This is a genomic window from Variovorax sp. KBW07 (genome assembly GCF_003852515.1).
Classification (GTDB): domain Bacteria; phylum Pseudomonadota; class Gammaproteobacteria; order Burkholderiales; family Burkholderiaceae_C; genus Variovorax.
In genome coordinates, this window is the sequence record NZ_QAJK01000168.1 from 1 (window position 1) to 24,045 (window position 24,045).

The following is a 24,045-nucleotide window of genomic DNA, read 5'->3' on the forward strand; positions in this document are numbered from 1 at the left end:
GCGCAGAGCACACCATCGGCGCGAGCGCCTTCAGAGCGGTCGTTGATCGGCCAATGCGAGAGCAGCGCCCTCGTGCGACTGGCATCGGGTGCTCCGCGCAGCGAAATAAAGGAGGAGCGAAGCGGGGGACATTCGCGGAGCAGAGCACACCGTCGGCGTGAGCGGCGCCCTGAAGTTCCCGCGTCAGGCCCTAGTTGGTACCAGAAGACAGCGCTTGCAACCGCGCATAGTCCCCAGGACGTGCCCCCAGCTGCTCCGGCGTAGAGCGCTTGACGATCCGCTCCAGGAACAGCTGCCGGTTGACCGGCGAAACCGTCATCCCCTTGCCGCGCAGGAACTGCTCGTCTTCGAGTTCGCCCGCAATCACGCCGACGTTCGTCCACTTCGCCGTTTCCGCCAGCGTCTTTTCGACCATCGCCTGCTGCGGTGGCGTCAGCCTGGCCCACGCCGCCTTGCCGATCACGATGCCCAGCGTGTCGTACACGTGGGCCGTCAGTTGCACGTACTTCTGCACCTCGTACAGCTTCTTCGCCTTCACCGTGCCCAGCGGATTTTCTTGCGCCTCTACCTCGCCCTTCTTCAGTGCGTTGTACAGATTCATGAACGGCAACGTCACCGGCTTGGCGTCGAGCGCCGTCGCGAACAGCTGGTAGGCCGACGCGTCGGGCACGTACAGGCGCAGGTCGCGAAAATCTTCGGGGCGCAACAGCGGCTTGGCCGACGTTACCTGGCGGGCACCGTAGTACACCGCCGCCACCATCCGGTTGCCGCTCTTCGCGTTGTAGCCCTTCATCAGGTCCGCCAGCAACGGGCTCGCAAGGTACTTGCGCATGTGGTCCAGGTCCTTGAACGCGAAGGGATAGCTCCCCAGGCTCAACGGCGGATAGCCCTCGGCCAGCGTCGCCTGGCCGACGTAGGCGATCTGCACCGAATCGTTCGCCAGCATCAGTGGGTAGTCGGCCTCCTGCCCCAGCTTGGAAGACGCCACCACCTCGATCTTGATCTTGCCTTCGGACTGCTCGGCGATCTTGCGTGCCGCCAGTTCCGCCTGCTGGTGGAAGATGCTCGTCGGCTCGTAGACATGGCCCCACTTGAACTGCATCGCCTGTTGTTGCTGTTGTTGCGCCTGGACGGCCACGGCGCTGCCCATTGCCGCCATCAACAACAAAATTCCGGCTCGGCGCCACTGCAAGATTCTCTTCATGGACTCTCCCTCGGGTTGAGAACAGTCCAGCCCCTTGCAAGATCGGCACCAACGCACCGGGCGGACACCGAGCGACGGTTGCCTCGGCGAGCGAATCGTAAGGATATGCAACAGAGGCGGTAAGCGGGTTTGCCCGATCCGGGTTTGCGCTGCCCGAGGCCTTGCGAAACGGGTCGGAAGGCGGGCTACTTGCGGGCCCGATGGGCGCGATTTCGCCACACGGCGCGCAGCGCGATCACCAGTGCCACGAGCAAGAAGCCGCAGGCGGGCAGCACCCAGACGAAGCCGGCGTCGGTGTAGACGGTCTGGCTGGCCGCGTCGTAGTGGCGGCCTTGGTCGTTGAAGTCCCACCGCAGATAGCGCTCGTACCAGGCCCAGAAGAAAAAGGCCGATGCGCACAGCGACAGTGCGAGGCCGAGGAAGGTGGATGCGAGGTGTCTTGGCATGGTGATCGGGAGGCGCCTGCATTGTCGATGGTGGTGCACCGGCCCGCCCTCGCCCGCCGTGTTTTCACGACCCCATCGCGAATCTGCACAATGAACCCATGAACGATTTCTACGACGAACTTGCACCGCTCTATCACCTGATCTACCCCGACTGGAACGCGAGCATCCGCCAGCAAGGCGACAGCCTCTCGCGCCTCATCGAGGCCGAATGGCCCGGCCACCGCAAGGTACTCGACGTGTCGTGCGGCATCGGCACGCAGACGCTGGCGCTTGCCGGGCTCGGCTATGCGGTCACGGCCTCCGACCTGTCGGCCAACGAGATCGAACGCGCCCGCCATGAAGCCCGGCTTCGCGGGCTCGACATCGATTTTTCGGTGGGCGACATGCGCAAGGCACACGAACAGCATGGCACCGGTTTCGACATCGTGATGTCGTGCGACAACTCCATGCCGCACCTGCAGACCGACGACGACCTGCTGGCCGCGTTCCGCCAGATGACCGCGTGCCTGCGCCCCGGCGGCGGCTGCGTGGTCAGCGTGCGCGACTACGCGAAGGAAGAGCGCGGCACCAACCTCGTCAAGCACTACGGCGCGCGGGTCGAGAACGGCAAGCGCCACGTGCTGTTCCAGGTCTGGGACTTCACGGGCGAGCACTACGACCTGGGTTTCTTCTTCGTGACCGAAGACCTCTCGACGCACAAGGTCGACACACGCGTGATGCGCTCCAGGTACTACGCGGTGTCGACCACGCGGCTGTGCGAGCTGATGCGCGAGGCGGGGCTGGAGAATGTCCGGCGCATCGAAGGCACGTTCTTCCAGCCCGTGCTGGTGGGCACGCGGCCTTCACAGCCTTCACAACTTTGACACGCTGCCCCTCGCCGCGCCCATGTTCGGCCGCTACCTCAAGCAATGGAACCTCACCATCGACGGTGAAGCCTTCGCCACGCCGAGCAGCCACCTGCTGCCCGTGCGGCAGCGTGACGCGCCGGCCATGCTCAAGCTGTCTCACGAAGTCGAAGAAAAGCGCGGCCATCTGCTGATGCAGTGGTGGAACGGCGACGGCGCGGCCAGGGTGCTGGCGCACGAAGGCGAGGCCCTGCTGCTGGAGCGCGCGCAAGGCACCGCATCCCTGAAGCGGATGGTCCATGCCGGCCACGACGACGAAGCCACGCGCATCCTCTGCGCGGCCGCGGCCCGCCTGCACGCGCCGCGCCCCCAACCGCCACCGCCCGGACTTGTCGAACTGCCGCAGTGGTTCGCATCGCTCTGGCCCGCCGGCGACACGCTGGGCGGCGTGTTCGTGCACAGCGCGCGCACGGCGCGTGAACTGCTGGCCGCACCGCGCGACGTGACGGCGCTGCACGGTGACATCCACCACGGCAACGTGCTCGACTTCGGCCCGCGCGGCTGGCTGGCAATCGACCCCAAGTGCCTGCATGGCGAACGCGGCTTCGACCACGCCAACATCTTCTGCAACCCCGATGCCGAAAGCGCGCTTGCGCCCGGCCGTTTCGCGCGGCGCATCGAGGTCGTGGCGCAGGCCTCGGGCATCGAGCGGCAACGGCTGCTGCAATGGGTGCTCGCGTGGGCGGGGCTCTCGGCGGCCTGGATGCTGGAAGACGGCGACGCCCCCGGCGAGACCCTCGAAGTGGCCAGGCTCGCGGCATCGGCGCTCGGCTTCGGCGCCTCCTGAAGAGAACATGAAGCGTGGCGCGGCAGCCACCGAAGTGGCGCGCCGGTCACCGTAGCGTCATGGGCCAAACCTAGCATCCGCCGGCCGTTGGACTCTCTTCAAACATCGAAAAACACCATGACCAAGAACAACGCTCGCCTGCCCGTGTCCGTTCCCGCTCCCGCGCCCCGCCCATTGCGCGCCGCCCTGCTGGCCCTCGGGGGCAGCCTCGTCGTTGCCGCCTGTGGCGGCGGGGGCGACAACGGCATCGCGTTTCCGGGCAACTTCACGTCCGCCACGCCGCTGCTCACGCTCGACGGCGCCGCGCCGCTGGTCATCGGCCACCGTGGCCTGCCGGGCCTGTTTCCCGAAGAGACGCAAAAGGCTTATGAAGCCGCGGCCGATGCCGGTGCCGACTCGCTCGAGACCGACCTGCATCTCACCAAGGACTGCGTGCTGGTCGCGCGCCACAACCCCTGGCTCAGCGACAACACCAACATCGCCGAAGTCGCCAAGACCAACAGCACCGTCGCGGCCCGCAAGCGCACCGTGCCCCCGGTGCTGGTCAACGTGAAGTACCCGGCCGTGCCCGAGAACGGCCCGGCGCAATACAAGAGCGACCTGACCGACCCGAACGACCCGAAGTCGGTGCTCAAGTCGTTGGTGGTCGATGGCGAGGACCACACCAACGACTGGTCGATCACCGACTTCACGATGGCCGAGCTCAAGCAGTGGATTGCGGGCACCACCTACGACGCCCGTGACCAGCGCCCCACCGACCTGAACGGCAAGCTGCCGATCTTGAGCTTCCAGGAAGTCATCGACATCGCCAAGGCCAAGAGCGCCTCCACCGGCCGCAAGCTCACCGTGTACCCGGAAACCAAGAACCCGATCTGGAACAACGCGCAAGCCATCGCCAACGGCTGCGGCCCGGCGGGCAGCCATCCGCTGGAAGACGCGCTGCTGAAGATCATGAAAGCGAACGACCTGAACCGCAAGGACGCGCCGATCTTCGTGCAGAGCTTCGAGCCCGAGAGCCTGAAGTACCTGCGTTCGGCCGGCATGACGGCCCGCGCCGTGCAGCTCGTGGATGGCAACGACATCGACTTCAAGACCGGCGCGATGATCTACGTCACCACCGACGACTACACCTTCGTCGACGGCCGCCCCTACAGCTGGACGCTGGCCGGCAACCCGAAGTTCTTCGGCGAGATGCTCACGCCGGCCGGCCTGGCCGAGATCAAGACCTATGCCGACGGCGTGGGCCCGTGGAAGCCGCAGGTCATGGCGCACACCATCGTGCCGTACAAGGACAAGGGCACGCTCGCCGACGTCAACACCATCAAGCCCACCAGCCTGATCGCCGACGCCCACAAGGCCGGCCTGTTCGTGCACAGCTACACCTTCCGCAACGAAGCCAAATACCTGGCCGGCATCTACAAGGGCGACCCGGTGGCCGAGTACCTGGCGTACTTCCGCGCCGGCATCGACGGCGTGTTCTCGGACTTCGCCAACACCGCCTTCGCGGCGCGCAAGACCTACCTGGCGGAAACCGGCCGCTGAGGCCGGGCCAGGTTCCGCAGGCGGCAGATTTCATCCATGTACCCGGGCGAACGACTCAACGGATACAGCCACCTGCTGGGCCTGGTGCTTGCGCTGCCGGCCGCCGCGCTGCTGCTCATCAAGACCGTGCCCACCGGCGACCCCGCGCGCATCGCGGGTGCGCTGGTGTTTTCGCTCTCGGCCGTGGCGCTGTATGCGGCGTCCACGCTTTTCCACAGCACGCGGGGGCGCCTCAAGCGCATGTGGGAGCGGGCGGACCATTGCGCCATCTACCTGCTGATTGCCGGCACCTACACGCCCTTCGCGCTGGTCACGCTGCAGGGCGTCTGGGGCGGGCTGCTGCTTGCAACGATCTGGGGCGCTGCGCTCTTCGGCATCTGGCGCGAGCTCATGCCGCCAAAGAACGGCGTGTCGAAGAAGCCTTCGCTGCCGCTCTATATCGGCATGGGATGGCTCGGCGTTCTGGCCGCCGTGCCGCTGGCCGCGCGGCTCGAAGGCGCGGGGCTGGCGTGGCTGCTGATCGGCGGCGTTCTCTATACCGCCGGCACCGTCTTCTATCGCAATCGCCAGGGGTTCAGGCACGCGCATGGCGCGTGGCACCTGTTCGTGCTGGCGGGAACGGCCAGCCACTATGTGGCTGTCGGGTGGTTCGTGCTGTAGCGGGGAAGCCTGCTAGATGTGAAACGCCGCCAGGGCGCCCACCGCCAGCCCGGCGACCGCCACGCCGAACATCGCCCGCTCCAGCCACTTCTTCTTCGTCAGCAAGGCAATCGCCGCGAGCGCGATCGACACCTGGAGCACCGTGGTGGCCTGGGCCCAGCGATGGTGCTGGTGCATCTGCTCTTCAGACTGCGCGTCCCAGCGGTTGGCCTCGGCCTCCAGCTTTTTCGCCGTGGTCTGGATCTCGGTTTTTTCCAGTTCGTAGCGGGCCACCTTGTCTTGCCAGCCCTGCTTGCGATCGTCGTTGGCCGTGTCGCGCGCGAACTCGGCCAGCGCCTGCTTCGTGCTCTTCGACTGGAAGTAGTTCCACTGATTCGAGGCCTCGGTCTTCTTGATGGCCGCGTTGTTCTTGTAGATGCCAGCGTTTGCCTGCGTGGCGCCGCCCATGTACGAGAAGATCGCGCCGACGGTGGCGATGACCGCGGTGCACACCGCGATCTTGCTGGTCATGCTCATGCCGCCGGCGGGCGTTTCCGGGGCATCGCCATGACCGCCATGGTTGCCGTGGCCGCCCGATGCGGCGTGTTCGAGTTCGTGGTCGTGCGGGCCGTGCACGTGAAAGCCGTGTCCTGACATGGAGTCCTTGTTGAAATCGCGGGGAAAGAACGCGCGCGAGTATGCACGGTCTGGAGGGCGGCCCGATGACGGCCATCGGCCAGCCCTCTCCCCACCCTCCTGCGTGCGCCCGTGTGCACCTGCGCGCGCCTCCCTGGGCGACCTCAGCCCGCCAGCCCGGCGACCACGATGCGCACCGCCGATGCAATGACGTCGTTGCGTCCCTTCGCGTCCTTGTCCGGAAAGGTCAGGTAGACCGCCACCACCAGCGGCGCCGCGCCGGCCGGTGGCCACAGCACGCCGACGTCGTTCGTGGTGCCGTACGAGCCCGACCCGGTCTTGTCGCCCACCTTCCAGCCCGCGGGCACGCCGGCCAGGAAGCGCTCGGTGCTGGTGGTGTTGCCCAGCAGCCAGGCCTGGAGCTGGTCGCGTTGCGCGGTGCCCAGCGCGTCGCCCAGTGCCAGCCGGTGCACGCTGTCGGCCATGGCCGCCGGCGTGGTGGTGTCGCGCAGGTCGCCCGGAATGGCGGTGTTGAGCTCGGTCTCCCAGCGGTCGAGCCTGAAGGCCTGGTCGCCGATGCTGCGCGCGAACGCCGTCACCGCGGGCGGGCCGCCGAGGATCTTCATCAGCAGGTTGGCGGCGGCGTTGTCGCTGTATTGCACGGTGGCGGCGCACAACGCGGCCACGGTCATGCCGGTCGCGAGGTTCTTCTCGGTGATGGGCGAGTAGGAAATGATGTCGCCCTTGCTGTAGTTGACGTGCCGCGTGAGCAGGCTCGCGTCCTTGGCGCTGCGCTCGAGGATGGCGGCGGCCAGCATCAGCTTGAAGGTGCTGCAGAACGGAAAGCGCTCGTGCGCCCGGTGCTGCACGCGCGCGCCGCTGGTGCTGTTGAAGGCCACCACGCCGAGACGGCCGCCCGAGGCGGTTTCGAGCGCGGCAAGCTGCGCTTCGGCTGACGAGGACGACTGCGCCCCCTGCCCCGACCATGCGGTGCAGGCGCTGGCAAGGGGCAGCACGGAAGCGGCGAGCAACAGGGTGCGGCGCGAGACGGAAGCGTTCATTCGTGTTCTTTCTTTCGGCGAGTTGACATGAGCAGGCAAGTGAATGAATCGTAGGAGCGCGGGCTTCGATGTTCCAGCACCCCACGGGCGCTTGGCGTCCCGGGTGTATCCGCTGTAACGGCAGGGTTTTATTAAACCGATGAGTTGAATGAAATCAGCACATCATCTATATTCAACTTCATGGTTGAACTAGATGATGAACGGCTCGACGCCGTATTCCAGGCCCTGGCCGACAGCACGCGCCGCACCATGCTGCAGTTGCTGTCCCATGGGGAGTGCAGCGTGGGCGAACTGGGCGCGCCGTTTCGCATGTCTTTCGCGGGGGCGTCCAAGCACGTGAAGACGCTGGAGCGCGCGGGCCTGGTGTCGCGCACCGTGCAGGGCCGCGCGCACGTCTGCCGGCTCGAGCCGGCGGCGCTGGCTTCGGCCAACGCATGGCTGCGCTACTACGAAGGCTTCTGGAACCACCATCTCGATGCGCTCGCGCAGGAACTGCAGCGCGACGCCAAGCCCGCCAAGTGATCTTCTTTGTTTGTCTCTCTTCCCTCATGCCCAAGGAGCAAAAGCACATGACGACCCCGCACGGCCTCGGCCAACTGATCGAACCCGGCACCCTGCGCATGGAGCGCACCCTGCCCGCGCCCATCGAGCGCGTGTGGGCCTACCTCACCGACCCCGAGAAGCGCGCCACGTGGCTGGCCGGCGGCACCATGGCGCAACAGGCCGGCGGCGTTTTCGAGCTGCGCTTCGAGCACACGAAGCTCACCGACGAGGAAGCCCCCGAACGCTTCGCCGGCTACCGCAAGCCGCATCTGCAGAAGTCGCGGCTGCTGCGCAGCGAGCCGCCGACGCTGCTGACCATCAGCTGGGACGAAGGGCCGGCGTCATCGGAAGTCACGTTCGAGCTCACGCCGCAGGGCGACAACAGCACGCAGCTCGTGCTCACGCACCGCCGGCTGGCCGACCGCAAGGAAACGCTCAGCGTCGCGGGCGGCTGGCACGCGCACCTCGATGTGCTCATCGACGTGGTGCAAGGAAAAAAGCCGCAGGGTTTCTGGACCAACCTGGAAGCGGTCGAGAAGGCGTACGAAGCGCAGCTTCGCTGACGCCACGGAAAGGGCCTGTTCAATGGGCCCTTCCGGCAGCGTCACCCAGCCATTGAGTTGACGCTCTTCGAGCCGGCGCACGCGCAGCGCCGGCGCCATTCACTCCCGACCTCGCGCCCGCCAATCCATCCCAGTCCGGTCACGCCGGCGGATGGATTCGCCTTTTTCATGCCCGCGACCTTCGTCGCGCAGGCATGTCGACGTCGTGCGCGCTTGTCAACGCGCTGTCACTTGAGGAAAGCAAGATCTGAGGCATTCGCAGCGTTTGTGTAATTTCTTGCAAGTCACTTGAAATTACACAAACACAAGTGGATACACAGATTTCTTGAACGCAGCCGCACGGGTGCGTCTTTCAACTACTCGGGGAAACAACATGATCAGAGGAATGACCGCGCGCCGCGCATGGGCGTGGGGGAGCATGACGACGACCCTGCTGGTGCTTGCAGCCTGCGGGGGCGGCGGTGGCAACGGCGCCTATTTCCCACCGGTGGGTGGAGGCAATCAGGCACCGACCGTCAACCAGGGCAAGAGCGGCCCCAAGGCGCTCGTCGTCGAGGTCGACGGCCTCACGCACGCGGCGCTGCGCGATGCCATCGCACAAAAGAAGGCGGCCGCGCTCGAAGCGTTCCAGGTCGCTCCCGCCTGGACCGGTGGCGCGAACGGCACCATCAGCCAGCAGCGCACCACCGACAGCCAGGGCTGGGCAACGCTCATCACGGGCACCTGGGTTGCGCGCCACGGCGTGCAATGGGACACCGGTGACCAGCGCAGCGATGCGAAGCTGGCCCCGTCGATCTTCGCCATCGCAAAGCAGAACGCCGCCGCCGGCTACAAGACAGCGTCGGTCACGGCCAACCCGCTCTATCCCGCCCTGCTGGGCAACGAGCCAGGCACCGTCGATGCAGCGTTCGATTGCGCGGGCTCCGACGCCTGCGTGACAGAGCGCACGTCGAAGCTCATCGACGCCGGCCAGGACCTGATCGTGGCGCAATACGGCGCGCCGGCCATCGCGGCGACGGCCAGCGGCCTCAAGAGCGACGCCTACCAGCGCGCCATCGCCGACACCTCGGCCGCAGTCGGCCAGTTGCTGGCACGCATTACGCAGCGCAAGGCCAACGACGCGAAGGAAGACTGGCTCGTGATCGTCACCACGGGGCATGGCCTCGATGCCTTCGGCGCCAGCACCGGCCTGCAGACGCTCGAAAACAAGACCATCTTCATCGCGAGCAACAAGCCGCTCGCGGGATTGCCGGGCACGGGCGCGGCCGCACCGGCCGACACCACGCTGCTCCAGCTCGCGTCGGCCGCGGACATCGCGCCGACAGTGCTGCGCCACCTGGGCATCACGCCCGCGGCCACCGCCTATGGCTGGAACGGCATGGCGCTGCAAGGCGCCGCCAGCATCCGCGAATTCGCGGCAAAGACCGGCGCCGACAAGGACAACATCGAGCTGTCGTGGAAGCTGGCCGGCAAGGCCGACGTGCCCGTGCAGGTGCTGCGCGATGGCAAGCTGGTGGCCTCTCTCCCGGCGGGCAGCACGACGTATGCCGACTACGTGGACGCCACGAGCGACGGCAGCTACCGGTACGTCTACACGCTGGCGGCCGGCGACACGGCGCTTGCGCTGAGCGCGCAGATCGCCTTCCTGAAGCCCGTGCCGCTGGCGCCCACGCTGCTCAACGGGCTGGTCAACTACTACCCGCTCGACACCCTTCCCGGCGTGGACGCCAAGGCCGGCGCCTCGACGCTCGCACCGTGGGCCGCGGACGCGGACGGTGGCTCGCTCGTTGCCGACGACGGCATTCGGATTCGCTATCGGGCCAAGGCCCTGCGCGTGGACAGCCGGATCGCCAATGCGGGCGGCACGGCCGGCTACCGCCTCATGCCGACCAACGACGTGACCACGGACGCGGCCACCACTGCCTTCACCATCGGCTTCTGGGTCCGCATGGATTCCATCTGCAGCCAGGGCGTGGGCAACGGCTCGCCGATCATCGGCAACAAGAACTACGACAGCGGCGCCAGCGAAGGCATTGCCATCGGCTTGTTCGGCAGCTGCGAGCTGCGCTTCAACACCGGCGCGGGCGGTAGCACCCCTCGCGGCGAGATCAAGGGCATTCACTACCTGAGCGCCGGCCAGTGGGCCTACGTGGCCTGGGTGATCGACAAGGCCGGCCAGAAGATGGACGCCTATGCCATCGACCCCGTGAAGGGCGTCCAGACCGGCAGCCTGGCACTCACGCCCGCCCTGATCGCCAAGCTCGGCGGCATGAAGGCCGGCATCGGCCTGAACGAAGACGGCACCGGCCTTTACTACAAGCGCCAGGCAAGTTCACCGCGCGGCGCGATGGACTTCAACGAATTCGCGATCTGGAACCGCGCACTCACCGCGGACGAAGTCGCGAGCCTCTACAAGGCGGGCGCCCCGCTTTCGACGCTCACTCCCTGACCCCACACCCCCACTGCATCACAGAGGACCCACACATGAAATTCCTGACCCTGGGCGCGCGGCTGCTGCCTGCGCTGATCGTCGCCTTCACGCTTTCCGCCTGCGGCGGCGGCGGTGGCGGAGGCTTCGTTCCCGGCACCCCGAACCCGCCCCCCACGCCCACGCCCGACACGGGTGCCAAGCCTGAAATGCGCTGCGCTCGCTGACCCCACGAATCGCCAGAACCAGACCATGAACTCACGCCGCAAATTCCTCACGGGCACCGCCACCACAGGCGCTGCCGCCCTCGCGCTCTCGGCTTTTCCGCCGAGCATCCGCCGCGCGCTCGCGCTCCCGGCAAACAACAAGACCGGCACCATCAAGGACGTCGAGCACATCGTGATCCTGATGCAGGAGAACCGCTCGTTCGACCATTACTTCGGCACGCTGATGGGCGTGCGCGGCTTCGGCGACCGCTTCACCATTCCGCTTCCCAAGGGCCGCAATGTCTGGCAGCAGACCAGCGACGCTGCGAACACCCAGGTGGTGCTGCCGTACCACCTGGACAAGGACAAGGGCAACGCACTGCGCGCGGGACAGACATCGCACGACTGGGGCGATGGCCAGAACGCCTGGGACGGCGGCCGCAACTACCAGTGGCCGCGCTACAAGAGCGCGCTGTCCATGGGCTACTACACGGAAGCGGAGGTGCCCTTTCAAATGGCGCTGGCGAACGCCTTCACCCTGTGCGACGGCTACCACTGCAGCATGCACACGGGCACCAACTCGAACCGCATGTTCCTCTGGACCGGCACCAACGGCCCTACCGGCGCAGGCGTGGCCACGGTCACCAACGAATGGGACGATCGCTATACCAAGCCCTCGACCGACGGCTATGAGTGGGCGACCTATCCCGAACGCCTGCAGGCGGCCAAGGTCAGCTGGATCGTGTACGAAAACATGCGCGACAACTATGGAGACAACCCGCTCGTCGGATTCAAGCAATACCGCCGCGCCAGCGAAGCAACGATCACCAAGCAGATCCCGAGCAGCGGTCCGGTGCCGGCCTACGATCCAGCCAGCGACGACACACCGGAAAACCCTCTGTACAAGGGCATCGCCAACACCATGCCGGGCGCCAACGTGAACGAGTACCTGGACACCTTTCGCAAGGACGTGAAAAACGACAAGTTGCCGCAGGTGTCGTGGATCGTCGCGCCCGACACCTATTCCGAGCATCCGGGGCCCTCCAGCCCTGTGGAGGGCGGGTGGTACATCCAGCAGGTGCTGGACGCGTTGACCGACTCGCCCGAGGTGTGGAGCAAGACCGTGCTGTTCGTCAATTTCGACGAGAACGACGGCCTCTTCGACCACTATCCGTCGCCGGCAGCCCCGTCCATCAATCCGGACGGCACACCCGCCGGCAAGACCACGCTCAGCGCCGCACAGATCGCCTTTGAATATCACAACTATCCGGCGCCGCCCGGTACGACCAAGCAGGCAAGCTACCCGCGCGATGGAAAGGTCTTCGGACCGGGCAAGCGCGTTCCCATGTACGTGATCTCGCCGTGGAGCCGTGGCGGCTGGGTGAATTCGCAGGCCTTCGACCACACCTCGGTGCTGCGCTTCATCGAGGCGCGTTTCGGGGTCGCGGAGCCCAACATCAGCCCGTTCCGCCGCGCTGTGTGTGGCGACCTGACCAGCACCTTCAACTTCGTCAACCCGAACAACGAGCAGCCGCCCGCGCTCGCGGGCCGCACGACCCTCGGCGACGCCACCAAGGCGCGCACCGATCAGGAAGCGAAGACGGCCGTTCCCCTGCCGCTCGACCCACAGCTCCCGCGCCAGGCGACCGGCACGCGCCCGTCACGCGCCCTGCCCTACGAGCTCCACGTGAGCGCGCGCAGCGATGTGATCAACGGCAAGGTCCAGCTGCTGTTCGACAACACCGGCACTGCGGCCGCCGTGTTCCACGTGTACGACCAGAACAACCTGGATCGCCTGCCGCGCCGCTACATGGTCGAAGCAGGCAAGGCGCTCGACGACACCTGGAACGCAATGGCCGACACCAGCGGCTTCTACGACCTGTGGGTGCTCGGCCCCAACGGTTTCCACCGCCACTTCAAGGGCAACCTGGGCAGCCTGCGCGCAGGCGACGTGCCAGTCCCCGAAATCCAGGTCTGCTACGACATCGCCAACGGCAATGTGTACCTGAAGATGCGGAACGGCGGCAAGAAGGAATGCAAGTTCACTGTTCGCGCCAAGGCTTACTTCCGAAACGATGGTCCCTGGGTCACCACGGTGGCCGGCGGGGCCAACGTGGAACAGCATTGGGAGCTTGCGACCAGCGGCTGCTGGTACGACTTCGACGTCACCTGCGACAGCGATGCCAGCTTCTACCGCCGCTTTGCCGGCCGCGTGGAAACCGGCAAGCACTCGATCAGCGATCCGGCCATGGGCATGGCCGACCTCTGAGCCTCGCGACGTCCGACGCCCCGCCGCAGCTGTTGCGACAGCTGCGGGGCGTTGATCGGCACAATGGCGCCCGTCAAGCGCCTTCTTTCTCGAAAACAATGCAGACCGGGGCGGCTGTCACACTGACGCCGCCCTGTTCCTTTTCACACGCCAGCATTCATGCTCCAAGAAGAACGATTCCTGCGCATCCGCAGCCTGCTCGCCACCTTCTCCCGGCTCAGCGTCGACCGCATCGTGCAAGACCTGGCGGTGTCGCGCGAAACGGTGCGCCGCGACCTGCTCGAACTCGAAGGCCTGGGCGAACTGCGCCGCGTGCACGGCGGTGCCATTGCCACCAGCGCGGAGCCCGAGCCGCCACTGGCGGTGCGGCTGGTGGCACGCCAGCGCGAAAAGCGCGCCATCGCCAAGGCGGCCATCGCGCTGCTGCAACCGGGGCAGACCATTTTTCTCGACTCGGGCAGCACCACGTCGATCCTGGCGGAAGAAATTGCCACGCTCAGCGGCATGACGGTCATCACCAATTCGCTGAGCATCGCGCTCAAGCTGGCGGGCGCCAGCGAGGGGCGCCTGACGGGCAACCGCACCATCCTGCTGGGCGGCGAGATCGACGCAAAGACGCAGGCCACGCTGGGCGACATCACGGTCGAGAAAATCCGCCGCTACCGCGCCGACGTGGCGCTGCTGTCGCCGGTGGGCCTGCATGCCAAGCACGGCGCCATGAGCTTCGAGCACCCTGAAGCCGCCGTGGCGCGCGCCATGGCCGAGCAGGCGCAGCAGGTGGTGATCGTGGCCGACCACGCAAAGATCGGCCAGGCCAGCCGCGTGACCTACATGCGCACCGCGGATATCGACGTGGTGGTCACCGACGCCAAGGCGCGCGACCTGCCGGGGCTGGCGCCGCTGCGCAAGGCCTGCAACAAGCTGATCATTGCCTGAGGGCGACGGCACGGGCCGGGCCGCCCGGCCTGCGGCATGATCTCGGGCATGGACAACAAGCCCCCGCATCCACTCGTCATCGTCAAGCTCGGAGGCACCTTCGAAGCCATCCGCGCGCAACGCGGCGACTTCGAAAACTGGATCGCCGACGGACTCGATTCGCAGACCCTGCCGATCCTGGTGATCGACCCGCGCCGCGGCGACGCGCTGCCCGCGCCCGAAGACGTTTCGGGCGTGGTCGTCACCGGCTCGCATGCGATGGTGTCGCACCGCGAGCCCTGGAGCGAAACCACGGCCGCGTGGCTCGCCCGGCTGGTGGCCCACGGCACGCCGGTGCTGGGCATCTGCTACGGCCACCAGTTGCTGGCGCATGCGCTCGGCGGCGAGGCGGGCAACCACCCTCGGGGCGTGGAGGTCGGCACCGTCACGGTCACGCTGGACGAAGCCGCCGCCACCGACCCGCTGCTGCATGGCCTGCCGGCGCAATTTCCGGCCAACGTGGTGCACTGGCAAAGCGCGTTGCGCCTGCCCGAAGGCGCGGTGCGGCTGGCCGGCAGCGACCACGAGCCCGTGCACGCTTTTCGCGTCGGCGAAAACGCCTGGGGCGTGCAGTTCCACCCCGAGTTCGACGCCCAGACGATGCGCGACTACCTCGACCAGCTGGCCGCCCCGCTGAAGGCGGACGGCATCGATGCCGGCGCGCTGCGCGAACGCGTGGCCGCCACCGACAGCGCCGCGCAACTGCTCGGCCGCTTCGCCCGCATCGCGGAAGCGCGCCAGGGCGCCTGACACCGCCCCCTTTCCGGCATGGCGGCGGCGCTGCAGGCACGTGGCGCTGACGCCGCCCTATAGGACCGCGACTACAAAAAAAGCCCCGCGCCTGGGTTAAGGTGCGGGGCATTTCCCCGGGCCCGGCGCCCAGACGACCCAGCTCCTTCTTATGACCTCTCCCGAACGCGCACCGATTCGCAAGCATTTCTCGATGATCCGCGGCTTCCACCTGGCCGATGCGTTCACGCTCGGCAATGCGGCCTGCGGCGTCGGCGCGGTGTTCCTGGCCATGGCCTTCATGGCGAGCCAGTCGCTGGCGCAATTTCTCTGGGCCGCCGCGCTGGCGCCGGCCGCCTTCATCTTCGACGTGTTCGACGGCCGCATCGCACGCTGGCGCCAGACGCATTCGGCGCTCGGGCGCGAACTCGACTCGCTGGCCGACATCATCTCGTTCGGCGTGGCACCGGCCGCGCTGGCCTTCGCGGCCGGCCTGAATGGCGGCTGGGACTGCGTGCTGCTGATCTATTTCGTGGGCTGCGGCGTGAGCCGGCTCGCGCGCTACAACGTCACGGCCGAGGCGCTGTCCGAAGGCGCCGACAAGGTGAAGTATTTCGAGGGCACGCCCATTCCGACCAGCGTGGTGCTGGTGGGCGTGCTCGCGTATGCGGCCTGGCAGGGCCACATCGGCGCCACCGTGTGGGGCGGCGCCTGGGTCATCGGCCCGTGGCAGCTGCATCCGCTGGTGTTGCTGTTCGCGCTCTCGGGCACGCTGATGATCAGCAAGACCCTGCGCATTCCCAAGTTCTGATCCCCCCTTCTTCCCTCACGCCGACGAAAGGAGACAACGCCATGAAGCTGTATTTCGATCCGCAAAGCCGCTCGCAGGTTGCCAAGTGGATGCTCGACGAGGCAGGCGCCGACTACGAGATCGTGCCCACGCTCCTCAAGAACAAGGCGCACAAGAGCCCCGGGTTCCTCAAGATCAATCCGGCCGGCAAGGTTCCGGCGTTGGTCGATGGCCACACGCGGGTTTTCGAGAATGCGGCCATCTGCATGTACGTGGCCGAGAAGTTTCCACAGAAGCAGCTTGCGCCCCCGCCGGGCTCGCCCGACCGCGGCCGCTACCTGTCGCTGATGGTCTATTCGACCGCGCAACTGGAGCCCGCGATGGGCGACAGCCTGCTCAAGATCCGCAGCAACAACAGCGCGCGCGGCTGGACAAACTTCGAGCAGGCCAAGGACGCGGTCGAACGCGAGCTGGGCGACGGCCCCTACCTGTTCGGCGCGCGGTTCACCGCGGCTGACGTGATGATCGGCTCGATGTTCATCTGGCACCGTGCGTTCGGCGGCCACAGCAACCGCCCGAAGCTCAACGCCTACATCGACCGGCTGCAGGCTCGCCCCAAGGGCATGAAGTTCGGCTGAAAACCGCGCGGCGTGCCGCGCTGGTGACACTGCGCGGCGGCGGGCACGCCTTTTAATCGGCCTCCTGTCTTTTCAACCCACGCCCGCACCATGACATCGAAGAACGCCTCGCTTTCCCGGTTTTCGCTGACGGCCCTGTCCCTGGGCCTGGCCGCCCTGCTTGCAGGTTGCGCCAGCGCGCCGCCACCCGGGTCGCGCAGCGTGACCATCGAGCGCACCACCTTCGGCATCGCGCACATCACGGCGCCCGACCAGGAAGGCCTGGCCTACGGCAGCGCCTACGCGCATGCGCAGGACAACGTGTGCCAGACCGCCGAGCACCTGCTGACGCTGCGCGGCGAACGCTCGCAGTTCCTCGGTGCGCAGAACATGGGCGACCTGGGCCTGGGCCGCGCGCCGAATGCGCAGATCGACCTGTTCATCCGCTATCACATGGACGACGCGGTACTGGCGCGCGCGGGCGCCACCACCAGCCCCGACGTACAGGCCGCGCTGCGCGGCTACGTGGCCGGCTACAACCGCTACCTGCAGGACGCCGGCCCCAATGGGTTGCCCGCCGCCTGCCGCGGCAAGCCCTGGGTGCGCCCGATGACCATGGCCGACCTGTCGCGCGCCACCGAAATGTCGATGATCCAGGGCGGCCTGGGTGCGCTGGCCGGTGCCGTGCTGGCCGCGGTGCCGCCCGCGCCCGGCGCCAAGACCGGCGCCGCGCCGGTCGACCTGAAAGAAGCCGTGGCCGAAATCGGCCGCCACAGCTTCAACGCCAACCCCGAGGGCGGCGAACTGGGCTCCAACGGCTGGGCGTTCGGGCGCAATGCCACGCCCGACGGCAAGGGCCTGCTGCTGGGCAACCCGCACTTTCCGTGGAGCGGCACCAACCGCTTCTGGGAAATGCACCTGACCATTCCCGGCAAGCTCGACGTGATGGGCGCCACCGGCGGCCTGAGTCCGGTGGTGTCGATCGGCTTCAACAAGGACGTGGCCTGGACGCACACCGTGTCGACCGGCAAGCGCTTCACGCTGTACGAACTGAAGCTCGATGCCAACGACCCCACCGTGTACTGGGTCGACGGCCAGCCGAAGAAGATGGTGGCGCGCACCGTTGTGCTGCCGGCCGCGGCCACGGGCGGCGCGGCCCCTGTGCAGCACACGTTCTACGCCACCGACTGGGGCCCGGTCATCTCGCTGCCGCGCGCCGGCCTTGGCTGGACCGCGCAGAAGGCCTACGCCATCCGCGACGCCAACACGCTCAATGTGCGCTCGGCCGAAAGCTGGATGAAGATGGCGCAGGCCCGCAACGTGGGCGAGCTGCGCGCCGCCATGGGCAACCAGGGCATCCCGTGGATCAACACCATTGCCGCCGACCGCGACGGCAACGCGATGTACGCCGACCTGTCGGTGGTGCCCGACGTGTCGGCCGACATGCTCAAGGCCTGCGCGCCCTCGCCCGCCGCGGCGGCGCTGCTCAACGCCGCCGGCCTGCCGGTGCTCGATGGCTCGCGCAGCGCCTGCGCCTGGAACCGCGACCCGGCCGCCGCGTCGCCCGGCGTCATCGCGCCGGCTCGCATGCCGGTCGTCATCACGCCCGACTACGTGCAGAACAGCAACGACAGCTTCTGGCTCAGCAACCCCGAGACGGCGCCCGCGGCGGGCATCTCGCCGCTGGTCGGCCCGGTCGGCGTGCCGCAGCGGCTGCGCACGCGAAGCGCGATCATGGAAATTCGCGGCCGGCTGGCGGGCACCGACGGCCTGCCCGGCAACCGCATGGGCGCGGCCGAAGTGCGCAGCGTGATCTTCCGCGACAAGAACCTGGCCGGCATGCTGGTCATGGACGACCTGCAGGCCGCCTGCAAGGCCGCCGGCGCCTCGCTGAATGCCGACCAGGCGCTGGGCTGCCGCGTGCTGTCGGCCTGGGACCGCACCAGCAACGCCGATTCGAAGGGTGCGGCACTGTTCCGCGAGTTCTGGCGCAAGACCAAGGACGTGCCGAAGGTCTGGCGCGTGCCTTTCGACCCGGCCCAGCCGGTGGCCACGCCGGCCGGCCTCGACATGGCGACGCCCGCCACGCGCGAGGCGGTGTTCAAGGCGCTCGGCGACGCGGTCGGCGTGGTCCGCACCGCCGGCTTCGCGGCCGACGTGCCGCTGGGCGTGCCGCAATCGCGTGAAGTGCGCGGCCAGAAGATCGCGCTGCACGGCGGCGATGAGTTCGAAGGCGTGCTCAACAAGCTCGAGTCGCAAGGCCAGTCGCTCATCGATCCCAAGGGCTACAACGTCAACTACGGCAGCAGCTACATGCAGGTCGTGACCTTCGACGCGAACGGTCCGGTGGCGCAAGGCCTGCTGACCTACGGCCAGAGCAGCGACCTTTCGTCGCCGCGCGCTTACGACCAGCTGCCGCTGTTCGCGGCCAAGCAGTGGCATCCGCTGCCGTTCCATCGGGCCGACGTGCAGGCGCAACGCGAAGGCGCGCCGCTGCAGCTTGCATACTGAAGCCATGTCACAACAGACCACCAAGCCTTCACACACAGCTGCCGGCGGCCTCGACCAGCTGGTACAGATCGCGGCGGCGCAGCCGCTGTCGCCGGCCTGCGACCACTTCTACTTCCTGCGACACGGCCAGACCGGCCGCAATGCGCAGCGCATTTTCCAGGACGTGGGCGAGCCGCTCAGCGAACTCGGACTGCAGCAGGCCGCGCGTGCCGCGGGCCTGCTGGCCGGCGAGCCGATTCGCACCATCGTCTGCAGCGACGCACGGCGCGCCAGCGACACCGCCCACGCCGTGGGCGCCGCGCTGAAGCTGGTTCCGCAGGCGCAAGCGGCGCTGCGCGAGCGCAACTTCGGCGCACTGATCGGCACCTCGTCGGCCAACATCGACTGGGCCTGCGAACCCGAGGGCGGCGAGACGCTGGCGCAGTTCGTCACGCGCAAGCGGGCCGCGCTCGACGCGGCGCTGCAGCAGCAACCCGGCCCGGTGCTGGTGGTGGCGCACGGCGGCACGCTCTACGCCCTGGCCGCGCTGCTCGGCGTGCCCATCGATTTCGAACTTCTCGGCAATGCGCAGCCATTGCGTTTTGAACGCCACGGCCCCACATGGGCCATAACGCCGCTCCTGCGGCATGCTGACGGCGAAGCAGCCCTGGCCTAGAGACCAGCCCACGAGCCAGCGCCCTGCCCTGTACGCCGTCCCACCAACGAACCGCCACATACCATGGAATTCAAGGACTACTACAGCGCCCTCGGCATCGAGCGCACCGCGTCGGACGACGAGGTGCGCAAGGCCTACCGAAAACTCGCCCGCAAGTACCACCCCGACGTCAGCAAGGAGCCCGACGCCGAGAAGCGCATGCGCGACATCAACGAAGCCAAGGACGTGCTGGGCGACAAGGAAAAGCGCGCCGCCTACGACGCGCTGGCCGACCGCGTGGCGCGCGGCGGCCACCCCGATGGCGACTTCCAACCGCCGCCCGGCTGGGACACGGGCTACGAATTTCACCGTGGCCCGCGCCAGGGGCCGGCCGACCACGCCGATTTCAGCGAGTTCTTTTCGTCGATGTTCGGCGAGGCCGAGCGCCGCGGCGCCGCGCGGCAGAACTACCGCGCACGCGGCGAAGACCACCACGCGGCCATCGAGATCACGCTGGAAGACGCGCTCAACGGCACCGAGCGCGAGATCACGCTGCGCGCGCAGACCATCGACGCGCAGGGCCGCCCGCAATGGGAGAACCGCACGCTGAGCGTGAAGATCCCGCCGGGCGTGCATCCGGGCCAGTTCATCCGCCTTGCGGGCCAGGGCATGCCCGGCCACGGTGGCGAAGCGGCCGGCGACCTGTACCTCGAAGTGCGCCTGGCGCCGCACAAGCTGTACCGCGTGGAAGAGCGCGACCTGTACATGACGCTGCCCGTGACGCCCACCGAAGCGGCACTGGGCGCGCAGGTGCAGGTGCCGACCCCGACCGGTGGCGTGGTCGAGGTGACCGTGCCGCGCAACGCGCGCAACGGCCTGAAGCTGCGGCTCAAGGGCCGCGGCCTCGCGGGCAAGACGCCGGGCGACCTGTACCTGCTGCTCGAGATCGCGCTGCCGCCCGCCGATGGCGACGATGCACGCAAGGCCTACGAGCAGCTGGCGCAAGCCACGGCATCGTTCAACCCACGCCAGCATCTGGGAGTCTGAGCATGGTGAATTTCACCCTCACAACCGCTACCGCCATCAGCGCCTCGCAGCCGCTGGCGGCCACCGAACTGGCACACGCCGTGGGCGCGGACACCGCCTGGGTGGTGCAACTGGTCGAGGTCGGGATCCTGCACGTCGAAACCGCGGAGGCACCGCCCGAGCGCTGGCAGTTTTCCAGCGCCGACCTGCAGCACGCACTCGAGGCGCGCCGGCTGGAGCGCGACTTCGGCGTGGGGCTCGATGCGGCCGCGCTGATCCTCGACCTGCAGCACGAAGTGCGCCGGCTGAAGGCCACGTTGCGGGCACGCGGACTCAGCTGACGCTGGCGGCTTTCGCCGCTTCACAAGGTCTTCAGCTTGGGGGGCACATGCCCACCCACAATTCCATGCGGGCGTGAACACTCGCCTTGCCTGGAATTCTCAGCCGCCGTCGCAACCGAGAAATCCCTTCCTCACCGATGGACCCCGGAATCATGTCCGGGCATCGATGCGACCGGTTGCCAGAGCCTTCGAGCGGATGAACACACCTCGCCTTTCTTTTGTTTCGGCTTGCGCTTCGGTCGCGGCCATCCTTGCCCTCACGGCCTGCGCCACGGCCATCCGCCCTTCCAGCGACGACCCGGACGTTGTCGAGGAACAAGCCTTGCAGCAATCGATGTCGCTCGACCGCCGCATGACCCTGCAGCGCCGGCTCGATGAAGTGGCCATACCCATCCTGGAGCGCAGTGCGCAGTTCTGCGCCGGCAACGTACGGGCCAGCCTTGGCGCGCACATCGCCAGCCTGTGGAGCTTCGAGAAGGAAGACCGTGCGGCGGCAGGGCAGATCCTGCATCTGGACGACCGGCCGACCGTGCTGTGGACGCTCGACAGAAGCCAGGCGCCGGCAACGCCCCTGCGCGCCGGGGATGTTCTCGTTTCCATCGGCGGAAAATCATTGCCCGCCGGCGACGACGCGCTCGACGATCTCGACGAGGTTCTGGTCGATGCCTCGCGCGCCAAGCCCCGCAAGAACGATGGATGGCTGGACGCCGTGGTCCAGCGCGACGGCCAATCGACGACGCTGCGGCTGCCCTATGTGGTCGCATGCAATTACTCGGCGGTTGCCCAGATGAAGGGCGAGATCAATGCGCACAACGACGGGAGCAAGATCGTCGTCAACTCGGCGCTGATGGCTTTCTTTCCCGACAACCGCGACCTTGCGATCGTCCTGGGGCACGAACTGGCCCACGGTGCGCTGTCGCATGTCGGGAAGACCCGGGCAGTGGGCATCGCGACCGGCTTCATGGACGGCGCCCTGGGCGGCACGGGGCTGGCGGGCGATGCCCTCTCGGCGCCTTTCTCGCAACAGTTCGAGGCCGAAGCCGATTACCTTGGCCTCTACATGACGGCCGCTTCGGGCTACGACATCGACGGGGCCGAACGCACATGGCGTGAGTTCTGGATACACACCACCGGCACGAAGACGGGATTCACCGACACCCACCCGGGCTCCGCCAAGCGCTTCGTCGCGATGCGGCGCACCATCGCCGAGATCGTGGCCAAGAAGAAAAAGGGCGCGCCCCTGGTGCCCGACACGGGATCGAAGCCGTGACGGCCCAGGCCGCGGCGGCAGCCTCTACTGCATCTGCTGCAGGTTGCCGATGCGCACCAGCATCTCGGTGAACATCTGCAGGTCGGCATCGAGGTCGGGCACCTCCTTGTATTCCTTGGCGTTGTGGCCGGTGTACTTCTTGCCCGGCATGCCGGGGCCGAAGCTGATCGCGTTGGGCATCTGCTTGGCCGTGGTGGCACCGGCGGCGGACACGGGCTTGGCTTCGAGGCCGGTGGTGTCGCCGTAGATGTTCAGCAGGGTCGAGAGCCACTGGCCCGAGGGGTCCCGCGCCATCCAGTTGCCCTGGTCGTACTTGATCTCGACCGTGGCCTTGTTCGCCGCCGCCCACTCGTTGATCTTCGCCGTCACCTGCGCCTTGAGCTCGTCGGGCGTGCGGCCACGCGGCATGCGCGTGTTGACCGCCACCACCAGCCGCCCGTCGGCACCGGTGCGAATGAGGTTGGGCGAGAACGTCAGCGGCCCCATGAAATCGTCCTTGTAGCCCACGCCCAGTTTCTCGCCGAGGTAGCCGGTGCCGTACAGCGTGTCGACGTACTTCACCGCCTTCAGGAACTGGTTGTCGGCCAGCGCGACGCCCGACTCCTGCAGGAACAGGCCGAGCCGCGGCAGCGGGTTCACGCCGTTCTGCGGCTCCGAGCCGTGGGCCGAAGTGCCGGTGACCTTGATGTCGATGCTGTCCGCGCCACGCGTGACGGCAATCGCGAACTTGCCGCCCTGCGGCTCGTACTTCTGCAGGAAGGGCTGCTTCGCGGCTTCGAGCTTTGCGGCAACGGCCGCGAGGTCGCCGCCCTTGAGCGTGGCGGTGGCGGTCTGCGAAATGGCATTGACCGCCGCGGCCGCGCCCATGTCGGTGATCGCGGTCACGCTGCCATCGGTTTTTTCCGCGGGGAAGAACACGCTCAACGAGCCCGCGCCCTTCTCGGCCACGACCGCGGGGTAGCCGCTGTCGAGCACGATGTTGTACTCGGGCAGCTTGGTCTTGCCGCGGTAGTACTCCATGGCGTCGCCACCGGTTTCCTCGGTGGTCTCGATCATCAGGCGCATGGTGCGCTGGATCGGCAGGCCGCTTTCCTTCACCGTCTTCATTGCATAGAGCACCGCGGCAATGGAGCCCTTGTCGTCGATGGTGCCGCGGCCATAGAGGCGGTCGCCCACGCGCTTCATCGTGAAGGGGTCGAGCCGCGTGCCGTCGTCGAGCACCCATTCGGACAGCACCGCGGGCACCACGTCGGAGTGCGTGAGGATGCCGAACTCTTCGGTGCCCTTGCCCTTGAGGCTGACCTCGAAGATGCGGTTGTCGACGTTGCGATAAGCAAGCCCGAAGTCCTTCGCCATCTTCTCGACCAGCTTGCCGAAGTCGATGATGGTTGGGTTCTCGTGCGGCGGAACCTGCACGTTGCGCGCGGTCGGCAGCGCCACCATGGCACCGAGGCTCGCGATGACGGCCTTCTGGTTGTGCAGGCGGTTGTACAAACCGAGCAGGCGCGCGATGTTGGTGAGGTCGTCACCAGCCAGCGGCTGCTTCTTGCGGTACGCGGCCACGGCGGGCTTCAACGCGGGGTTGGCCTTCTCGGCCCTGGCAAGAAAAGCGTTGAAGCTGGATGCGGGCTTGCCGCTTTGCCAGGTGGCGGCGAGCTGGTCGAGCTCGGGTTTCTTGAGCGTCTCCGCGAAGGCCGGTACGGTAAGGCCCAATGCCATCAAGCCCACGGTAAGGGCCGACAACGGGAAGCGAGATTGCTGCATGAGCGTGACTCCCTGTTCACAAAAATGGAAGCCTTCAACGATAGCCGAGCCACGCGTTGCTTCGTGGCTCTTTGCGCTACGAAGAAACGATGCAGCGCCTTTGGAAAGTGCGACTTTCGTTCGGCGTTTGTTCTGGGCGCAGTTCAGGGCGACGCTCAC

The 24,045-nt window shown here is 67.3% G+C and carries 23 protein-coding genes; 18 read left to right on the forward strand and 5 right to left on the reverse strand.

Annotation, left to right across the window (positions count from 1 at the left end; all coding sequences use genetic code 11):
• Window positions 1-190: 190 nt before the first annotated feature.
• Window positions 191-1,204, reverse strand: coding sequence for a sialic acid TRAP transporter substrate-binding protein SiaP (locus DBV14_RS29310; protein WP_124464808.1), 1,014 nt, complete (start codon window positions 1,202-1,204; stop codon window positions 191-193).
• Between the two features lie 185 nt (window positions 1,205-1,389).
• Complete coding sequence (locus DBV14_RS29315; RefSeq protein WP_124464810.1) at window positions 1,390-1,650, reverse strand: hypothetical protein; 261 nt, start codon at window positions 1,648-1,650, stop codon at window positions 1,390-1,392.
• 98 nt (window positions 1,651-1,748) lie between these two features.
• Here DBV14_RS29315 and DBV14_RS29320 point away from each other — a divergent pair, with 98 nt between their 5' ends.
• The 4 genes from DBV14_RS29320 (at window position 1,749) to DBV14_RS29335 (ending at window position 5,544) form a co-directional block, all read left to right on the forward strand.
• Window positions 1,749-2,513, forward strand: a complete 765-nt coding sequence (locus DBV14_RS29320; RefSeq protein WP_124464812.1) for a bifunctional 2-polyprenyl-6-hydroxyphenol methylase/3-demethylubiquinol 3-O-methyltransferase UbiG — start codon at window positions 1,749-1,751, stop codon at window positions 2,511-2,513.
• Window positions 2,514-2,535: 22 nt separating this feature from the next.
• Entirely contained in the window at window positions 2,536-3,342 is an 807-nt protein-coding gene (locus tag DBV14_RS29325; protein ID WP_124464814.1) for an aminoglycoside phosphotransferase family protein, read from the forward strand.
• 117 nt (window positions 3,343-3,459) lie between these two features.
• Window positions 3,460-4,884 carry a glycerophosphodiester phosphodiesterase family protein gene (locus DBV14_RS29330; RefSeq protein WP_124464816.1) on the forward strand — a complete coding sequence of 475 codons (1,425 nt, stop codon included), beginning with the start codon at window positions 3,460-3,462 and terminating at the stop codon, window positions 4,882-4,884.
• 36 nt (window positions 4,885-4,920) lie between these two features.
• On the forward strand, window positions 4,921-5,544 hold the full coding sequence (locus tag DBV14_RS29335) for a hemolysin III family protein (RefSeq protein WP_124464818.1): 624 nt from the start codon (window positions 4,921-4,923) through the stop codon (window positions 5,542-5,544).
• 12 nt (window positions 5,545-5,556) lie between these two features.
• Here the strand turns inward: DBV14_RS29335 and DBV14_RS29340 are convergent, their stop codons facing one another.
• Entirely contained in the window at window positions 5,557-6,180 is a 624-nt protein-coding gene (locus DBV14_RS29340) for a DUF4337 domain-containing protein (protein WP_124464819.1), read from the reverse strand.
• Window positions 6,181-6,323: 143 nt separating this feature from the next.
• Entirely contained in the window at window positions 6,324-7,220 is an 897-nt protein-coding gene (gene bla, locus DBV14_RS29345) for a class A beta-lactamase (RefSeq protein ID WP_124464821.1), read from the reverse strand.
• A gap of 180 nt (window positions 7,221-7,400) precedes the next feature.
• Here bla and DBV14_RS29350 point away from each other — a divergent pair, with 180 nt between their 5' ends.
• From DBV14_RS29350 to DBV14_RS29410, 14 genes are all read left to right on the forward strand, one after another.
• Window positions 7,401-7,742 carry a helix-turn-helix transcriptional regulator gene (locus DBV14_RS29350; protein WP_124464823.1) on the forward strand — a complete coding sequence of 114 codons (342 nt, stop codon included), beginning with the start codon at window positions 7,401-7,403 and terminating at the stop codon, window positions 7,740-7,742.
• A gap of 47 nt (window positions 7,743-7,789) precedes the next feature.
• Window positions 7,790-8,326: an SRPBCC family protein gene (locus tag DBV14_RS29355; RefSeq protein WP_124464825.1), complete on the forward strand. Its 537-nt coding sequence runs from the start codon at window positions 7,790-7,792 to the stop codon at window positions 8,324-8,326.
• 418 nt (window positions 8,327-8,744) lie between these two features.
• Window positions 8,745-10,775, forward strand: coding sequence for a LamG domain-containing protein (locus DBV14_RS29360; protein ID WP_260397271.1), 2,031 nt, complete (start codon window positions 8,745-8,747; stop codon window positions 10,773-10,775).
• 35 nt (window positions 10,776-10,810) lie between these two features.
• On the forward strand, window positions 10,811-10,981 hold the full coding sequence (locus DBV14_RS33525; RefSeq protein ID WP_185546162.1) for a hypothetical protein: 171 nt from the start codon (window positions 10,811-10,813) through the stop codon (window positions 10,979-10,981).
• A gap of 25 nt (window positions 10,982-11,006) precedes the next feature.
• Window positions 11,007-13,229 (forward strand): phosphocholine-specific phospholipase C, encoded by a 2,223-nt coding sequence (locus tag DBV14_RS29365; RefSeq protein WP_124464829.1) that lies wholly within the window; start codon window positions 11,007-11,009, stop codon window positions 13,227-13,229.
• A 159-nt stretch (window positions 13,230-13,388) separates the two neighbouring features.
• Window positions 13,389-14,165 carry a DeoR/GlpR family DNA-binding transcription regulator gene (locus tag DBV14_RS29370; protein WP_124464831.1) on the forward strand — a complete coding sequence of 259 codons (777 nt, stop codon included), beginning with the start codon at window positions 13,389-13,391 and terminating at the stop codon, window positions 14,163-14,165.
• A 48-nt stretch (window positions 14,166-14,213) separates the two neighbouring features.
• On the forward strand, window positions 14,214-14,954 hold the full coding sequence (locus DBV14_RS29375; RefSeq protein ID WP_124464832.1) for a glutamine amidotransferase: 741 nt from the start codon (window positions 14,214-14,216) through the stop codon (window positions 14,952-14,954).
• A gap of 151 nt (window positions 14,955-15,105) precedes the next feature.
• A complete protein-coding gene (locus tag DBV14_RS29380) occupies window positions 15,106-15,744 on the forward strand; it encodes a phosphatidylcholine/phosphatidylserine synthase (protein ID WP_124464834.1) in 639 nt (212 codons plus the stop codon).
• Window positions 15,745-15,785: 41 nt separating this feature from the next.
• Complete coding sequence (locus DBV14_RS29385) at window positions 15,786-16,361, forward strand: glutathione S-transferase family protein (RefSeq protein WP_124464836.1); 576 nt, start codon at window positions 15,786-15,788, stop codon at window positions 16,359-16,361.
• Window positions 16,362-16,451: 90 nt separating this feature from the next.
• Window positions 16,452-18,851, forward strand: coding sequence for a penicillin acylase family protein (locus tag DBV14_RS29390; protein WP_124464838.1), 2,400 nt, complete (start codon window positions 16,452-16,454; stop codon window positions 18,849-18,851).
• 4 nt (window positions 18,852-18,855) lie between these two features.
• Window positions 18,856-19,506 carry a histidine phosphatase family protein gene (locus DBV14_RS29395; protein WP_124464840.1) on the forward strand — a complete coding sequence of 217 codons (651 nt, stop codon included), beginning with the start codon at window positions 18,856-18,858 and terminating at the stop codon, window positions 19,504-19,506.
• A 63-nt stretch (window positions 19,507-19,569) separates the two neighbouring features.
• A complete protein-coding gene (locus DBV14_RS29400; protein WP_124464842.1) occupies window positions 19,570-20,532 on the forward strand; it encodes a DnaJ C-terminal domain-containing protein in 963 nt (320 codons plus the stop codon).
• A gap of 2 nt (window positions 20,533-20,534) precedes the next feature.
• Window positions 20,535-20,852 (forward strand): chaperone modulator CbpM, encoded by a 318-nt coding sequence (locus DBV14_RS29405; RefSeq protein WP_124464844.1) that lies wholly within the window; start codon window positions 20,535-20,537, stop codon window positions 20,850-20,852.
• 196 nt (window positions 20,853-21,048) lie between these two features.
• Complete coding sequence (locus DBV14_RS29410; protein ID WP_185546163.1) at window positions 21,049-22,122, forward strand: M48 family metalloprotease; 1,074 nt, start codon at window positions 21,049-21,051, stop codon at window positions 22,120-22,122.
• Window positions 22,123-22,146: 24 nt separating this feature from the next.
• Here the strand turns inward: DBV14_RS29410 and DBV14_RS29415 are convergent, their stop codons facing one another.
• Entirely contained in the window at window positions 22,147-23,886 is a 1,740-nt protein-coding gene (locus DBV14_RS29415; RefSeq protein WP_124464847.1) for a dipeptidase, read from the reverse strand.
• Between the last annotated feature and the right edge of the window lie 159 nt (window positions 23,887-24,045).

Excerpts from the sequence above, each read along its gene's own strand:
- DBV14_RS29335 (WP_124464818.1), top strand. The coding sequence starts at position 4,921 with ATGTACCCGGGCGAACGACTCAACGGATACAGCCACCTGCTGGGCCTG.
- DBV14_RS29415 (WP_124464847.1), bottom strand. The coding sequence starts at position 23,886 with ATGCAGCAATCTCGCTTCCCGTTGTCGGCCCTTACCGTGGGCTTGATG.
- DBV14_RS29315 (WP_124464810.1), bottom strand. The coding sequence starts at position 1,650 with ATGCCAAGACACCTCGCATCCACCTTCCTCGGCCTCGCACTGTCGCTG.
- DBV14_RS29395 (WP_124464840.1), top strand. The coding sequence starts at position 18,856 with ATGTCACAACAGACCACCAAGCCTTCACACACAGCTGCCGGCGGCCTC.
- DBV14_RS29320 (WP_124464812.1), top strand. The coding sequence starts at position 1,749 with ATGAACGATTTCTACGACGAACTTGCACCGCTCTATCACCTGATCTAC.
- DBV14_RS29405 (WP_124464844.1), top strand. The coding sequence starts at position 20,535 with ATGGTGAATTTCACCCTCACAACCGCTACCGCCATCAGCGCCTCGCAG.
- DBV14_RS29310 (WP_124464808.1), bottom strand. The coding sequence starts at position 1,204 with ATGAAGAGAATCTTGCAGTGGCGCCGAGCCGGAATTTTGTTGTTGATG.
- bla (WP_124464821.1), bottom strand. The coding sequence starts at position 7,220 with ATGAACGCTTCCGTCTCGCGCCGCACCCTGTTGCTCGCCGCTTCCGTG.
- DBV14_RS29350 (WP_124464823.1), top strand. The coding sequence starts at position 7,401 with ATGGTTGAACTAGATGATGAACGGCTCGACGCCGTATTCCAGGCCCTG.
- DBV14_RS29365 (WP_124464829.1), top strand. The coding sequence starts at position 11,007 with ATGAACTCACGCCGCAAATTCCTCACGGGCACCGCCACCACAGGCGCT.
- DBV14_RS29340 (WP_124464819.1), bottom strand. The coding sequence starts at position 6,180 with ATGTCAGGACACGGCTTTCACGTGCACGGCCCGCACGACCACGAACTC.
- DBV14_RS29380 (WP_124464834.1), top strand. The coding sequence starts at position 15,106 with ATGACCTCTCCCGAACGCGCACCGATTCGCAAGCATTTCTCGATGATC.
- DBV14_RS29390 (WP_124464838.1), top strand. The coding sequence starts at position 16,452 with ATGACATCGAAGAACGCCTCGCTTTCCCGGTTTTCGCTGACGGCCCTG.
- DBV14_RS29370 (WP_124464831.1), top strand. The coding sequence starts at position 13,389 with ATGCTCCAAGAAGAACGATTCCTGCGCATCCGCAGCCTGCTCGCCACC.
- DBV14_RS29375 (WP_124464832.1), top strand. The coding sequence starts at position 14,214 with ATGGACAACAAGCCCCCGCATCCACTCGTCATCGTCAAGCTCGGAGGC.
- DBV14_RS29330 (WP_124464816.1), top strand. The coding sequence starts at position 3,460 with ATGACCAAGAACAACGCTCGCCTGCCCGTGTCCGTTCCCGCTCCCGCG.
- DBV14_RS29325 (WP_124464814.1), top strand. The coding sequence starts at position 2,536 with ATGTTCGGCCGCTACCTCAAGCAATGGAACCTCACCATCGACGGTGAA.
- DBV14_RS29360 (WP_260397271.1), top strand. The coding sequence starts at position 8,745 with ATGACGACGACCCTGCTGGTGCTTGCAGCCTGCGGGGGCGGCGGTGGC.
- DBV14_RS29410 (WP_185546163.1), top strand. The coding sequence starts at position 21,049 with ATGAACACACCTCGCCTTTCTTTTGTTTCGGCTTGCGCTTCGGTCGCG.
- DBV14_RS33525 (WP_185546162.1), top strand. The coding sequence starts at position 10,811 with ATGAAATTCCTGACCCTGGGCGCGCGGCTGCTGCCTGCGCTGATCGTC.
- DBV14_RS29355 (WP_124464825.1), top strand. The coding sequence starts at position 7,790 with ATGACGACCCCGCACGGCCTCGGCCAACTGATCGAACCCGGCACCCTG.
- DBV14_RS29385 (WP_124464836.1), top strand. The coding sequence starts at position 15,786 with ATGAAGCTGTATTTCGATCCGCAAAGCCGCTCGCAGGTTGCCAAGTGG.
- DBV14_RS29400 (WP_124464842.1), top strand. The coding sequence starts at position 19,570 with ATGGAATTCAAGGACTACTACAGCGCCCTCGGCATCGAGCGCACCGCG.